Genomic DNA, 13,849 nt, shown 5'->3' with positions numbered 1-13,849 from the left:
GTACCTTCGGATCCGTAAGCCAGCGGATGAGCGGTTGGTCGGAACGGAGGCGGTCTGAGATGGCGCACGGCGAGGTACTCGAATTCGAAGAGTACGTACGCACCCGGCAGGACGCGCTGCTGCGCAGTGCCCGGCGCCTGGTCCCGGACCCCACCGACGCCCAGGACCTCCTCCAGACCGCCCTCGTGCGCACCTACGGCCGCTGGGAGGGCATCGCCGACAAGTCGCTGGCCGACGCCTACCTGCGGCGCGTCATGATCAACACCCGTACCGAGTGGTGGCGGGCCCGCAAGCTCGACGAGGTCCCCACCGAGCAGCTCCCGGACGCCTCCGTCGAGGACGGCTCCGACCAGCGCGCCGACCGCGCCCTGCTCATGGACATCCTCAAGGTGCTCGCGCCCAAGCAGCGCAGTGTGGTGGTCCTGCGACACTGGGAGCAGATGAGCACCGAGGAAACGGCCGCGGCGCTCGGTATGTCGGCGGGAACCGTGAAGAGCACACTCCACCGCGCACTGGCCCGGCTCCGTCAGGAGCTGGAGAGCCGGGACCTGGACATGCGTGCGCTCGAACGCGGCGACCACACCATCCGGTACGAGGGGCGGGAGCGGTGCGCGGCCTGACGGGCCAAGAACTGAGCGGGAAAAGCTCTCTGGCACTGATGTCGGCGGGGACGGTCGTCCTCGTCGGCACCGTGCTGTTCGCGGCCGGCTGCTCCACCGCGGGCGCCGGACTCAAGGACGGCGGCCCGGCCCACACCGAGAACGTGGCCCGCAGCAACCCGCCGACCGCCGGCGCGGACAGCGCACCGGCCGCCCCCGGCCACTCCCCCGCCGCGTCCACCGGCGGACAGGTCAAGCGGGTCGACCCGGTGGCGCTCCTCAAGGCGGACCCGAAGGTGAGCGCCGCGGTCAAGAGGGACCTCAAGCCCTGCACCGGCAAGGAGTACCCGATCGACGTGAGCTACGGGAAGGTCACCGGGAACTCCGCCGTCGACATCGTCGTGAACGTGCTGTCCTGCGCGGACGCGATGGGCCGGGGCTCGTACGTGTACCGGGCCGAGGGCGAGAAGTACGAGAACGTGTTCGCGGACGAGCAGCCGCCCGTCTACGCGGAGATCGACCGCGGCGACCTGATCCTCAACAAGCCCGTGTACGGCAAGAGCGACACGCTGGCCTACCCGTCCGGCGAGGACGTGATCACCTACCGCTGGAACGGCGAACGCTTCGCCGAACAGGACCGCGTGCACACCGATTACAGCAATGTGGTCGACGGCGGCAGCCAGCCCGCCCCGGCCATCTCGCAGAAGAGCTGACGAAGTGAGGCTGGGCATGGCCGAGACCCATGTGCTGTTCGTGGAGGACGACGACGTCATCCGCGAGGCCACGACACTGGCGCTGGAACGCGACGGCTTCGTGGTCACCGCCATGCCCGACGGCCTGTCGGGGCTGGAGTCCTTCCGGGCGGACCGGCCCGACATCGCCCTGCTGGACGTGATGGTCCCGGGCATGGACGGCGTGAGCCTGTGCCGCCGCATCCGTGACGAATCGACCGTCCCCGTGATCATGCTGTCGGCGCGCGCCGACTCCATCGACGTGGTCCTGGGGCTGGAGGCGGGCGCCGACGACTACGTCACCAAGCCCTTCGACGGCTCCGTGCTCGTCGCCCGCATCCGTGCCGTGCTGCGCCGCTTCGGGCACGCGGGCGGGCCGCGGAACGGAGCCGCGAACGGCTCCGAGACGGACGGCTCCGACGAACGCGGGGTACTGTCCTTCGGCGACCTGGAGGTCGACACCGAGGGCATGGAGGTCCGCAAGGCGGGCGCCGCCGTGGCCCTGACCCCGACCGAGATGCGGCTGCTGCTGGAGTTCTCCTCCGCCCCCGGCACCGTCCTGTCGCGCGACCGGCTGCTGGAGCGGGTCTGGGACTACGACTGGGGCGGCGACACCCGTGTCGTGGACGTCCACGTCCAGCGGCTGCGCACCAAGATCGGGCAGGACCGGATCGAGACGGTCCGCGGCTTCGGATACAAACTCAAGGCATAGGCACGGGCACGGGCATGAGGAAGGCGAAGGTCATGGGGGACGCGACCGCATGAGGACCATGAGGACCGCGACCGCATGAGGCGCTTGACCCTGCGCACGGGGATCCGCTGGAAGATCACGCTCGCCATCGCCGCCGTCGGCGCGCTCACCGCGCTGGCACTGAGCCTGGTGGTGCACAGCGCTGCCCGCGTGTCGATGCTGGAGAGCGCCCGCGACCAGGAGCTGGAGCGGGTGCAGTTCATCGCCCGCACCGCCGAGGCCGGCCGCAAGCCCATCTGGGGCGCCAAGCTCAACGACCCCGAGATGCCCGCGGAGCTGCGGGACAAGGCCCGGTCGGGGCGGCGCGGCACCTACGTCCAGGAATCCCGCAAGGGGCCGGTGGTGTGGGCCGCGGTCCCGCTCGGCAACGGGCAGGTGCTCTCGCTCAACCACCAGTTCCGTGAGAGCGCGAACATGGTGCGTGACCTGGACCGGGCCCTGGTGGTCGGCTCCCTGGCCGTGGTGATCGGCGGATCGGCCCTCGGGGTGCTGATCGGGGGCCAGATCTCCCGCCGGCTGCGCAAGGCCGCGGCGGCCGCGCAGCGGGTGGCGCACGGGGATCCGGACGTACGGGTGCGCGACGCGGTGGGCGGGGTCGTACGGGACGAGACGGACGACCTCGCGCGGGCCGTGGACGCCATGGCCGACGCCCTCCAGCAACGGCTGGAGGCGGAGCGGCGGGTGACGGCGGACATCGCCCACGAGCTGCGGACCCCGGTGACGGGCCTGCTCACGGCGGCGGAACTGCTTCCCCCGGGCCGGCCGACGGAGCTGGTGCGCGACCGGGCACAGGCGATGCGGGCCCTGGTGGAGGACGTACTGGAGGTGGCCCGGCTCGACAGCGCCTCGGAGCGGGCCGAGCTCCAGGACGTGGCGCTGGGCGAGTTCGTCAGCCGGCGCGTGTCCTCGCTGATGCCCGAGGCCTCGGTACGGGTGGTCGCCGACGAGATCGTGAGCACCGATCCGCGCCGGCTGGAGCGGATCCTCGGCAATCTGCTGGCCAACGCCGCCCGCTACGGACAGCCGCCGATCCAGGTCGACATCGAGGGCCGGGTCGTGCGCGTGCGCGACCACGGGCCGGGTTTCCCCGAGGCGCTGCTGCTGGAGGGGCCGAGCCGGTTCCGGACCGGGTCCACGGACCGGGCCGGGGTCGGGCACGGGCTGGGGCTGACCATCGCGGAGGGCCAGGCGCGGGTACTGGGCGCCCGGCTGACGTTCCGCAACGTGGCGGCCCCGGGCGGCGCCACCGGCGAGGGCACGGCCGCCGGGGCGGTCGCGGTGCTGTGGCTGCCCGAGCACGCCCCGACGGCGACGGGCAGCTTCCCGGTCATCCAGCTCCCGGGCTGAGGTATCGGGACCGGCGGCGTTCGCCCGCACACCGCGATGTCTTAGCATCCGTGCCATGACTGACGGTACGGATCGCCCCCACAGCCCCCAGCCCGACCCCGCCTCCGGGAGCGGCGGCGGCTACGGATTCCCGCCGGGGCGGATACCCGGCGGGTACGGCTATCCGCAGCCGGGGCAGAGCGGCCCCCTCCCGGGAGCCAACCCCTACCAGCCGGAGCCGGCGCCCGGGCAGGGCTCGGGCGGTCAGGGCTTCGGCGGGCAGGGCTTCGGCCCGCCGCAGGCGCAGCCCCCGCTCGGCGCGGAAGGGTTCCCGCCCGCTCCGGCCGCCCCCGACGCCTTCGCCGCCGCCCAGCCCGACTGGCAGGCGATGGCCGACCGTACCGAGGCACAGCAGCGCAAGCGCCGGATGCTGACGGTCGGGATCGGCGCGCTGGCGGTGGTCCTGGTGGCGGGCGGCGCGGCCTTCTTCGTACTGAACGGGCCGGACGATCCGGCGGACAAGCCCGTGACGGCCGCCTCGGGCTCCCCCAGCCCCTCGGGCCCGGCGCAGTCCACGGATCCCAAGACCCCGGAGGACGACTCCCCGACCGTGCCGGGCGAGCCGAACCTGCTGCGCGACCGCAGCGGCAAGATGGGGATCGCGCTGGGTCCGGGCGCCTCGCTGGGCGAGCTGGCCAAGCGGACCGAGGTGCGGTTCAAGGGGACGGCGGACTCGTACGCGCAGGGCGCCGAGGCGGCCGTGGACGTCACGAAGAGCTTCACCGTCTCCGCCCGCGCCTACAACGTGGCCGAGACCGGCTCGCGGATGGCGGTCAGCCAGGGCGACGGGGACTCGTACTCGTTCGAGCTGGGCTTCGAGGTCGTGAACGGGAAGAAGGCCTGGGTCTTCCGGGTGCAGACCGGCGACAAGGGCCAGGCGGCGACGGCCCAGCAGGTGGTCGTGGACAACGTCGACACGACGCGGACGTGGGCCCTGCTGACGGGCACCTACGACGCGGAGAAGAAGACCATCGCGCTCTGGGTGGACGACAAGCCGGCCGGCCAGGCGCAGGTCTCCGGCATCTGGGCCGGCCCCGGTCCGCTCCAGCTGGGCCGGGCCCGCCACCACGGGATCTGGAGCGCCGCCTGGGACGGTCCGCTCGACCACATCCGGGTCTTCGACCAGGCACTGGGCAAGGAGCAGATCACCGGGCTGAAGAACAACAAGCCCGACAAGAAGACCCGGGCCACGCACCAGTGGCTGATCTGATCCCGCCCCGGAGGCCCGGGGCGGGGGCGGCGGTCCGTCAGACGGAGACGCCGACGGTGCGCAGGAAGGCCACCGGGTTGATCGCGGAGCCGTAGTTCGGGGTGGTGCGGATCTCGAAGTGCAGGTGCGGACCGCTGGAGTTGCCGGTGTTGCCGGACAGCGCGATCTGCTGGTTCACGGAGACCTTCTGGCCGATCCGGACCTGGATCTTCGAGAGGTGCGCGTACTGCGAGTACGTGTTGTTCGCGTGCTTGATGACGACGGCGTTGCCGTACGCGGGGCCGTCGCCGCCGCCGTTGGGGCCGGCCTTCACGACGGTGCCGGTGGCCGCGGCCTTGACCGGGGTGCCGACGGGGACGGCGAAGTCCTGGCCGGAGTGCTTGTGCGACCACATGGTGCCGCCCTTGCCGAAGGTCGCGGAGAGCGTGTAGCTCTTCACCGGCTTGTTCCACAGCCCGGTCTTCGCGGCGGCGGCCTGGGCCTGCGCCTGCGCCTGGAGGGCGACCTGCTCGGCGGCGGCGGGGAGCGCCGCGGGGGCCTCGTCGGCGAAGGCGGCGGTCGTCCCGGCCCCGAGTGCCAGGGTCGCACCGAGAGCGGTGGCGGCGAGGGCGGTACGGGTACGACGGGTGCTGACGCGCTTCGCGGACATGTGGAGACCTCCGGGGCCGGGGACAAGGACGTGTATCGGGCAAGAAAGGACCCGGCGCTGCGGCCGTGGGCCGTCGGTGCCGGGCTTGCCCATCCTTGGTAACCCGGGGCCCCGGGCATCCCCAAATGTCCCGGTTACTACCCCGCCTCGTAGCCGCAGGGGGGCTTTCCGTCCTGTTGACGGTGCCCGGACTGGGCGGACGGGGGGACAAATCGGGCGACAAAATCTACGAGAGGTCCTAGTAGGTCCGATTTGCCCTGTGCGGCTTGTCACCGGCCGAGGAACCGTCAAGTGGCCCCGCTCACACGGAAAAGGGGCGGCCCCGGAACCTTTCGGTTCCGGGGCCGCCCCTTCGTACTGCCGTCCGCGGGGCCTTACGCGCCCTTGGACAGGTCCGGGCCGGAGCCCGTCGCCTCGATCGGGGGGAGGTCCGGCAGCGCCGTCTTCTCCTCGCCGCGGAAGGTGAACTTGGCGTTCTCGCCCTCACCCTCCACGCCGACGACCACGATGTGACCGGGGCGCAGCTCGCCGAAGAGGATCTTCTCCGACAGCAGGTCCTCGATCTCGCGCTGGATGGTCCGGCGCAGCGGGCGCGCACCCATGATCGGGTCGTAGCCGCGCTTGGCCAGGAGCTGCTTCGCGTCACCGCTGAGCTCGATGCCCATGTCGCGGTCCTTGAGGCGCTCGTCCACCTTGGCGATCATCAGGTCGACGATCTGGATGATGTCTTCCTGGCTGAGCTGGTGGAAGACGACCGTGTCGTCGACACGGTTCAGGAACTCGGGCCGGAAGTGCTGCTTGAGCTCTTCGTTGACCTTCGCCTTCATCCGGTCGTAACCGGTCTTGACGTCGCCCTGGGCCGCGAAGCCCAGGTTGAAGCCCTTGGAGATGTCCCGCGTACCCAGGTTGGTCGTCATGATGATGACCGTGTTCTTGAAGTCCACGACCCGGCCCTGGGAGTCGGTCAGGCGACCGTCCTCCAGGATCTGGAGAAGGGAATTGAAGATATCCGGGTGCGCCTTCTCGACCTCGTCGAAGAGGACGACGGAGAACGGCTTCCGGCGGACCTTCTCGGTCAGCTGGCCGCCCTCTTCGTAGCCCACGTAGCCGGGGGGCGAACCGAAGAGGCGGGAAACCGTGTGCTTCTCGCTGAACTCCGACATGTCGAGGGAGATCAGCGCGTCCTCGTCGCCGAAGAGGAATTCGGCGAGCGTCTTGGAGAGCTCGGTCTTACCGACACCGGACGGACCGGCGAAGATGAACGAGCCACCGGGACGCTTCGGGTCCTTCAGACCCGCACGGGTGCGGCGGATGGCCTGGGAGAGCGCCTTGATGGCGTCCTTCTGGCCGATGACGCGCTTGTGGAGCTCGTCCTCCATGCGCAGGAGGCGGGAAGACTCCTCCTCCGTGAGCTTGAAGACGGGAATGCCGGTCGCGGTCGCGAGGACTTCGGCGATGAGCTCGCCGTCGACCTCGGCGACGACGTCCATGTCGCCGGCCTTCCATTCCTTCTCGCGCTTGGACTTCCCGGCGAGCAGCTGCTTCTCCGAATCACGGAGCGAAGCCGCCTTCTCGAAGTCCTGGGAGTCGATGGCCGACTCCTTGTCGCGGCGCACGGCCGCGATCTTCTCGTCGAACTCGCGGAGGTCCGGCGGCGCGGTCATCCGGCGGATGCGCATCCGGGAACCGGCCTCGTCGATCAGGTCGATCGCCTTGTCCGGCAGGAAGCGGTCCGAGATGTACCGGTCCGCCAGCGTCGCCGCCTGGACGAGGGCCTCGTCCGTGATGGAGACGCGGTGGTGGGCCTCGTAGCGGTCGCGCAGGCCCTTGAGGATCTCGATCGTGTGGGGGAGGGAAGGCTCCGCCACCTGGATCGGCTGGAAACGGCGCTCCAGCGCCGCGTCCTTCTCGAGGTGCTTGCGGTACTCGTCGAGCGTGGTGGCACCGATGGTCTGGAGCTCACCACGGGCCAGCATGGGCTTCAGGATGCTCGCGGCGTCGATCGCGCCCTCGGCGGCGCCCGCACCCACGAGGGTGTGGAGCTCGTCGATGAACAGGATGATGTCGCCGCGGGTGCGGATCTCCTTGAGGACCTTCTTCAGGCGCTCCTCGAAGTCACCGCGGTAGCGGGAACCGGCGACCAGGGCACCCAGGTCCAGGGTGTAGAGGTGCTTGTCCTTGAGGGTCTCGGGCACCTCGCCCTTGACGATCGCCTGGGCGAGGCCCTCGACGACGGCGGTCTTGCCGACGCCGGGCTCGCCGATGAGGACCGGGTTGTTCTTGGTCCGGCGGGACAGCACCTGCATGACCCGCTCGATCTCCTTCTCGCGCCCGATGACCGGGTCGAGCTTGGATTCGCGGGCCGCCTGGGTGAGGTTGCGGCCGAACTGGTCGAGGACCAGAGAGGTCGAGGGGGTGCCCTCGGCCGGGCCACCCGCGGTGGCCGACTCCTTGCCGCCCCCGGTGTAGCCGGAGAGCAGCTGGATGACCTGCTGCCGGACCCTGTTGAGATCGGCGCCCAGCTTCACGAGGACCTGGGCTGCGACGCCCTCGCCCTCGCGGATCAGGCCGAGCAGGATGTGCTCGGTGCCGATGTAGTTGTGGCCGAGCTGGAGGGCCTCTCGGAGCGAAAGCTCCAGGACCTTCTTCGCCCGCGGGGTGAAGGGGATGTGGCCGGACGGGGCCTGCTGGCCCTGACCGATGATCTCCTCAACCTGCTGGCGAACAGCCTCGAGCGAAATCCCGAGGCTCTCCAGGGCCTTAGCGGCGACACCCTCACCCTCGTGGATCAAGCCCAGGAGGATGTGCTCGGTGCCGATGTAGTTGTGGTTGAGCATCCGGGCTTCTTCCTGAGCCAGGACGACAACCCGCCGCGCGCGGTCGGTGAACCTCTCGAACATCGTTTATCGCTCCTCAGAGCGGTCGGGCAGTTCGGGGTCGGTCCCCGCCCTGTCCTTCCGCATGCTAGTCCCGCGGGGCGGGACAGCTCATTCCAACTGCCGACATCCGTCCGCGGCTCACCCCCACGTCGGTGAGGAAAACCGGCTTGAAGAGCCGACACCTGCTCCAACCCGATAGTGAGAGACGATGTTCCCGCAGGCCAGGCAGATACCCGTCACGCGTGTACGCCGATGGCGAACGGGACCCGGTCAAATCAGCGTGTCGCCCCGATCCACTAGGAATGTCTTACCCGTAAGGACTGACACTCCATGCCGGTGGGCACGGTTGTCTCCGCTACGGGCGAACACGCTTGTGTCCCGAATGTGGGACTGCACTCCGCGAACGTTTACCCTGCGCGACACCGCGGGCGCGGTGCGTCACCCCGTAACCCCCCGGTGCCGTGGGGAGTTGCTCCGGTCATGGCCGTCACCCCCGCGAGCGCCGTCCCCTCGCCCCGCGTCCCGCCGGAGCGGGACACCCGTTCCTGGTACGAGCGGGTGCTCGGCTGGCCCGTCGCCGGCGGACCGCCCGTCCGGCTGGTGACCGGGGTCCGGTTCGACGTGCTGGAGCTGCCGTACGAGGCCGGAGCCGCGCTGCTGCGCCGGTTCGCCGTCACCGGTCCGGTGGCCGCCGCGGAGCGCAGGATGCGGTTCCTGGTGGCCCCGGGCAGTGCGGAGGAGCTGGACGGGCTCCTCGACTGGCTGGAGTGGGGCGGGGTGGGGCTGGACCTGGCCGCCCTGGGTGCGGGGGGCGGGATCACCGCCCCCGCGGCGCCGGGGGAAAGCCCTCGGGGGGCCGCCGTGTGGCTGCGGCCCCCCGAGCTGGGGTGCGAGGCGTCACTGCCGGCCCTGCCCGGTCCGGGGCAGGGTGCCCGTCCCGGACAACGGGCCGGTGGGCCCGACCTCGTACGCCTGGTGGCCGCGGCGGCGACGGAATGCCACCGGACACGGCTGCGAAGGCGTACGCCTCAGCCCTTGGCCTTCTCGTAGGCCTCGCGGATGTCCGCGGGCACGCGGCCGCGGTCGTTCACGTTGTATCCGTTCTCCTTCGCCCACGCGCGGATCTCGGCGGTGTCCGGGTTGCCGGCCGACGCGGCGGCACGACCACCCTTGGCACGGCCCGCGGAAACGCGTCCGCCGGTGCGGCGGCCGCCCTTGGTGTACGGGTCGAGCAGCCCGCGGAGCTTTTCAGCGTTGGCGGTGGTGAGGTCGATCTCGTAGGTCTTGCCATCCAGAGCGAACGTCACGGTCTCGTCCGCCTCGCCACCGTCGAGGTCGTCGACAAGAAGGACCTGAACCTTCTGTGCCACCGGATTTCCTTTCATCGAAAATGCAGTACGCGGAAAGGAAACCGCTTTTGCCTGGAAAACACAAACCCCCGGTGAGAGGTTCAGGGCCGCAACAAGGCGGGAAACGTACGCGATTCGGACATAGGCCACAGGCCCGCCGGGGGCCGGAAAAGCCGCCGCGATCGATCAGATCGATCAGAGGTGCAGAAGCATCCGACTGTTGCCCAAGGTGTTCGGCTTCACTCGTTCGAGACCGAGGAACTCCGCGACTCCCTCGTCATAGGAACGCAGGAGCTCCATGTAGACATCGGTCTCCAGCGGGGTCTCGCCGATCTCGACGAACCCGTGCTTCGCGAAGAAGTCCACTTCGAAGGTCAGGCAGAATACCCGGCTGACCCCGAGCCGGCGGGCCGTCTCCAACAACTTGGCGAGCACCTGATGTCCGACACCGGCGCCCTTCAGCTCCCGGTCGACCGCGAGAGTGCGTACTTCGGCGAGGTCTTCCCACATGACGTGGAGAGCCCCGCAGCCGACGACCCGGCCGTCACGGCCGCGTTCCGCGACCCAGAACTCCTGGATGTCCTCGTAAAGGACCACGGGGGCTTTGTCGAGGAGGATCCGCTGCTGCACGTACTGGTCGAGCAGGTGGCGCAGCGCCGGAACATCACGGGTGCGCGCGCGGCGGATGGTCACTGTTTTCGCGTCTGCGGTGGAAAGCTCTCCCATACCCGGACGCTATCGCCCCGGCTCGGGCCGGGGCGCGCCGGAGTCCCCGGGGGGCTCCTCGGGAGCGGCCGCGGGGGCCGCGGTGGTGGCGGCGCCGTCCGGATCGTCCGGGTCGTCGTGCTGGACGATCCTGATGGCCGCGCGCAGGGCTTCCCGCTGTTCCGTGGACATCATGCCGAAGAAGGCCACGAGGGCGGCGGCGGGGTTGTCGCTGGTCGACCAGGCTTCGTTCATCAGCGCGGCCGAGTAGGCGGGGCGGGTGGAAACCGCCGTATACCGATAGGCGCGGCCTTCGGCTTCGCGGCGGACCCAGCCCTTCTGATGGAGATTGTCCATAACGGTCATGACCGTGGTGTACGCGATGGACCGTTCCTGCTGGAGGTCTTCCAGGACTTCCCGAACGGTGACCGGGCGGTTCCACTGCCACACCCGTGTCATCACTGCGTCTTCGAGTTCTCCCAAGGGGCGAGGCACAACAGCACGATAGTGCGGGATGGGGTGAATTGCCCGACTATTCGGCGGCACCGCGCGGCGGAACCCGCGCGGATGGTTACTTGCGTGCCTGCTGGGCGGCGTCCGCGCGGGCGAGGACGGCGTCGACGGCCGCGTCCTCCTTGGCCTTGTTGGCGCCGCCCTGGCTCTTCACGATCGTCTTCACGAGGACGATGAAGAACGCGGCCATGACGATGGGGGGCACGAGCGCGGAGACGTAGTCCATGCCCCCCAGCCTAGCTACCCCACCGCACGCCCGGCCGCCGGGGGCGGGGTGGGCTTGCGGCGCGGCGGGAAGGCCTCGCCCGGGGTCGGGACGGGCCGCGCCGGCCGCTCGGGCCGCGGGGGCTCCCCGGGCTTCGGCGCGGGCGCGGGGGCCGGCTCGGGACGGGGGCGCTCGGGCCGCGGGTCGCCGTCCGCGGCGCTCCGGGGGCGCTGCGGCGCGTCCGGGCCGCCGCGCGGGCGGTCGGCGGCGGGCCGCGCACGGTCCTCGGCGCCCGGGGCGGGGCGGGGGGCCTCGCGGCCGCCGGCCAGGGCCAGCAGGCGGGTGCGGGGCGCGGGCGCGGCCGACAGGCGGCGGCGTACGGAGCGCTCGGCGACGGCCTGGGCCCGGGCCAGCACGGTGGCCGCGAGCGGGTTGGCCCGCAGCGCGCGCAGGGCGGCGAGGTCGTCGGGCTGCGGTTCGTACCCGGCGGCCAGGGCGTCCTGGAGGAGCTCCAGGTAGCCGGAGAGGCTGCCCGGCAGGGCCCGGCGGTAGCGGGCGAGGTCGTCGAGCAGGAACGCTCTGAGCCGACCCGCCTCCAGGACCGCTTCGTCCACCGACCCCGCGAGGCGCAGGCAGTCCTGCACCTCCGCGGGCGTCAGGGGGGCCGTGGAGGGCTGGAGGGCGTGGGCGAGGAGGCGCCTGAGCACGTGCAGCTCGGCGGCGCTGAACGCCATGCCGCCGCGGGATCCGTAGGGCGTGGGCATGGGCCGAAGATACGCGCTAATCGGACAAAATCCCCTGATGGTGCGGGATCGCGGCGCGGCGGGACCGCGCCGCGCCCGTCAGCCGGATTCCTTGACCGAGCGCACGAAGTCGGCCCAGGCGGCGTGCGTGGTGGCCATCACCAGGTGCGCCGGGTCGGCCCGGTCGGCCACCCGGACGAGCGTGCCGGGAGCGGCGGCCACGTAGACGCAGGCGTCCTGCCCGGGGCCGCAGTGGGACGATTTGCGCCAGTCGGGCCGGGTGTTCGCGGTCATGGGGTGTCTCCTCCGCCGTGGACGGGGTCGCCGCCCTTCCGGGGCTACGGTGTCTTTCCACCGCGACGCTATCCCCGCCGGAGGCGTACTCCGGCCATTTCCGTGAAAAATCGTCCGGGGAATGCGGCCGCTCCTCAGTCCACGGGGAAGGCGTACGCAATCTCGTAGCGGGAGTCGGGGATCACGAGGTCGGCGGTTTCGACCGGGCGGCCGTCGGTGTCGAGGTAGGTGCGCTCGATCTTGGTGATCATCGAACCGAGGCTGATCCCCAGGAGGTTGGCCTGGTCCTGGTTGGCCCGGGAGGGCCGGGGGATCTCCACCACGGAGGCCACCGTGATGCCGATGGACCGCATCCGGGCCACCACTCCGGCCCCGCGCAGCTCGCCCACCTCCGGCAGCACGACCGGGGTTCCGGAGGTGATCGCCAACGGCTCCCAGGACTCGGAGAGTTCGGCGGGGCTGCCGTCGGCCATGAACTCGTAGCGGGTCACCACGCACGGGGCGCCGGGCTCGATCGCGAGGCGGGCGGCGATGCGCTCGGGGGCCGGGGTCTCGGGGACCGTCCGGGAGTCCCAGGACGCGGCGATGCCGTGCGCGGCGGCCTCGGAACGGAAGGTGTTGCCCGCCCCGGGGACGCGCCGACGGGTACGGAGCATCCGCATGCGGCGGCGCGGGGTGCGGACGTAGGTGCCCGAGCCCGCGCGTCCTTCGAGGAAGCCCTCGATGATCAGCTGTTCCATGGCGCGCTGCGTGACGCTCTGTCCGACGGCGTACTCGTCGGCGAAGCGGGCGCGGGAGGGGAGCTTGTCGCCGATCGCCCACTCGCCCGCCCCTATCCGGGCCCGGAGCGAGTCGACCACCTGCAAGTACGGTGAAACACGGGGCATTTGGGCCGTCCTGTGCCGTCTCGGCGGTGCCGCCTCGGAGCATGTGCTGCGACGCCGACAAGCTAACCGATCAGGTTCAAGCTGAGGATTCGGCCTGACGGTGCGTGCCTCCGCCCGGGCGGGCGGAGGCCGCCGCCGTCACACGAAGTTCGGCGCGTTGCGCTCGTAGACCAGCCGCAGGCCGATCAGGGTCAGCCACGGCTCGTGCTCGTCGATCACCGAGGACTCGCCGAGGACGACCGGGGCGAGGCCCCCGGTGGCGATGACGCGGACGTCGGCCGGGTCGCCGCCCGGGCCCACCAGCTCCCTGGCCATGCGGGTGACGATCCCGTCGACCTGGCCCGCGAAGCCGTAGACCACGCCCGAGCGCATCGCCTCGACCGTGGACTTGCCGATCACGTTGCGCGGCCGGGCCAGCTCGATCTTGTGGAGCTGGGCGCTGCGGGCACCGAGCGCCTCCATCGAGATCTCGATGCCCGGGGAGATCACCCCGCCCGCGTACTCGCCCTTCGCGGAGACCGCGTCGAAGGTCGTCGCCGTGCCGAAGTCCGCGACGATGGCCGGGCCCCCGTACAGCTCGACGGCCGCGACCGCGTTGACGATGCGGTCCGCGCCGACCTCCTTCGGGTTGTCCATCAGGATCGGCACGCCCGTCTTGACGCCGGGCTCCACCAGGATCGACGGGACGTCGCCGTAGTAGCGCCGGGTCACCTCGCGCAGCTCGTGCAGGACCGACGGCACCGTCGCGCAGATCGCGATGCCGTGGATCCCGTCGCCCAGCTCGTTGCCGAGCATCGGGTGCATCCCCATCAGGCCCTGCATCAGGACGGCCAGCTCGTCGGCCGTCCGGCGCGGGTCGGTGGAGACCCGCCAGTGCTCGACGATCTCGCCGCCGTCGAACAGGCCCAGGACCGTGTGGGTGTTCCCCACGTCGATGGTGAGCAGCAC

Annotated in this window: 16 protein-coding genes; 6 read left to right on the top strand and 10 right to left on the bottom strand. The window is 71.0% G+C overall.

Translation table 11 applies throughout. From position 1 onward, the window contains the following. Window positions 1-59: 59 nt before the first annotated feature. The 5 genes from ACGFXC_RS15920 to ACGFXC_RS15900 all read left to right on the top strand — a co-directional run bounded on the left by ACGFXC_RS15920 (window position 60) and on the right by ACGFXC_RS15900 (window position 4,677). A complete protein-coding gene (locus ACGFXC_RS15920) occupies window positions 60-620 on the top strand; it encodes a SigE family RNA polymerase sigma factor (RefSeq protein WP_267088344.1) in 561 nt (186 codons plus the stop codon). 38 nt (window positions 621-658) lie between these two features. Next, complete coding sequence (locus ACGFXC_RS15915; protein WP_393713134.1) at window positions 659-1,312, top strand: hypothetical protein; 654 nt, start codon at window positions 659-661, stop codon at window positions 1,310-1,312. A 16-nt stretch (window positions 1,313-1,328) separates the two neighbouring features. Next, on the top strand, window positions 1,329-2,042 hold the full coding sequence (gene cseB, locus ACGFXC_RS15910; RefSeq protein ID WP_393713132.1) for a two-component system response regulator CseB: 714 nt from the start codon (window positions 1,329-1,331) through the stop codon (window positions 2,040-2,042). 75 nt (window positions 2,043-2,117) lie between these two features. After that, window positions 2,118-3,428, top strand: coding sequence for a two-component system sensor histidine kinase CseC (gene cseC / locus ACGFXC_RS15905; RefSeq protein ID WP_393713130.1), 1,311 nt, complete (start codon window positions 2,118-2,120; stop codon window positions 3,426-3,428). Between the two features lie 55 nt (window positions 3,429-3,483). Continuing rightward, on the top strand, window positions 3,484-4,677 hold the full coding sequence (locus tag ACGFXC_RS15900) for a LamG-like jellyroll fold domain-containing protein (RefSeq protein WP_393713128.1): 1,194 nt from the start codon (window positions 3,484-3,486) through the stop codon (window positions 4,675-4,677). A gap of 37 nt (window positions 4,678-4,714) precedes the next feature. On the opposite strand, the gene ACGFXC_RS15895 is transcribed toward ACGFXC_RS15900, so the two are convergent. Next, window positions 4,715-5,326 (bottom strand): M23 family metallopeptidase, encoded by a 612-nt coding sequence (locus ACGFXC_RS15895; protein ID WP_393713126.1) that lies wholly within the window; start codon window positions 5,324-5,326, stop codon window positions 4,715-4,717. A gap of 374 nt (window positions 5,327-5,700) precedes the next feature. Then, window positions 5,701-8,226 carry an ATP-dependent Clp protease ATP-binding subunit gene (locus tag ACGFXC_RS15890; RefSeq protein WP_393713124.1) on the bottom strand — a complete coding sequence of 842 codons (2,526 nt, stop codon included), beginning with the start codon at window positions 8,224-8,226 and terminating at the stop codon, window positions 5,701-5,703. Window positions 8,227-8,685: 459 nt separating this feature from the next. Between ACGFXC_RS15890 and ACGFXC_RS15885 the strand changes: the two genes are divergently transcribed. After that, on the top strand, window positions 8,686-9,255 hold the full coding sequence (locus ACGFXC_RS15885) for an SCO3374 family protein (protein ID WP_393713122.1): 570 nt from the start codon (window positions 8,686-8,688) through the stop codon (window positions 9,253-9,255). Here the strand turns inward: ACGFXC_RS15885 and ACGFXC_RS15880 are convergent. The 8 genes from ACGFXC_RS15880 to ACGFXC_RS15845 all read right to left on the bottom strand — a co-directional run bounded on the left by ACGFXC_RS15880 (window position 9,234) and on the right by ACGFXC_RS15845 (window position 13,849). Continuing rightward, window positions 9,234-9,575 carry an Lsr2 family protein gene (locus ACGFXC_RS15880; protein ID WP_030236840.1) on the bottom strand — a complete coding sequence of 114 codons (342 nt, stop codon included), beginning with the start codon at window positions 9,573-9,575 and terminating at the stop codon, window positions 9,234-9,236. The two genes, ACGFXC_RS15885 and ACGFXC_RS15880, sit on opposite strands and share 22 nt — an antisense overlap. A gap of 174 nt (window positions 9,576-9,749) precedes the next feature. Beyond that, window positions 9,750-10,280, bottom strand: a complete 531-nt coding sequence (locus ACGFXC_RS15875; protein WP_393713121.1) for an amino-acid N-acetyltransferase — start codon at window positions 10,278-10,280, stop codon at window positions 9,750-9,752. A gap of 9 nt (window positions 10,281-10,289) precedes the next feature. Further along, on the bottom strand, window positions 10,290-10,754 hold the full coding sequence (locus tag ACGFXC_RS15870) for a BlaI/MecI/CopY family transcriptional regulator (protein WP_393713119.1): 465 nt from the start codon (window positions 10,752-10,754) through the stop codon (window positions 10,290-10,292). A 76-nt stretch (window positions 10,755-10,830) separates the two neighbouring features. Continuing rightward, window positions 10,831-10,998 (bottom strand): hypothetical protein, encoded by a 168-nt coding sequence (locus tag ACGFXC_RS15865; protein WP_351828811.1) that lies wholly within the window; start codon window positions 10,996-10,998, stop codon window positions 10,831-10,833. Between the two features lie 14 nt (window positions 10,999-11,012). Then, on the bottom strand, window positions 11,013-11,741 hold the full coding sequence (locus ACGFXC_RS15860; RefSeq protein WP_393713117.1) for a hypothetical protein: 729 nt from the start codon (window positions 11,739-11,741) through the stop codon (window positions 11,013-11,015). A gap of 78 nt (window positions 11,742-11,819) precedes the next feature. After that, window positions 11,820-12,014, bottom strand: a complete 195-nt coding sequence (locus ACGFXC_RS15855; RefSeq protein ID WP_351831097.1) for a DUF397 domain-containing protein — start codon at window positions 12,012-12,014, stop codon at window positions 11,820-11,822. A gap of 134 nt (window positions 12,015-12,148) precedes the next feature. After that, a complete protein-coding gene (locus tag ACGFXC_RS15850) occupies window positions 12,149-12,901 on the bottom strand; it encodes a GntR family transcriptional regulator (protein WP_393713115.1) in 753 nt (250 codons plus the stop codon). A 138-nt stretch (window positions 12,902-13,039) separates the two neighbouring features. After that, a complete protein-coding gene (locus ACGFXC_RS15845) occupies window positions 13,040-13,849 on the bottom strand; it encodes a type III pantothenate kinase (RefSeq protein WP_393713113.1) in 810 nt (269 codons plus the stop codon).

This window comes from Streptomyces sp. NPDC048507, from assembly GCF_043199995.1.
Classification (GTDB): Bacteria; Actinomycetota; Actinomycetes; order Streptomycetales; family Streptomycetaceae; genus Streptomyces.
The sequence above is the reverse complement of the archived record's forward strand: the minus strand, read 5'-3'. Positions and strand labels throughout refer to the sequence as shown.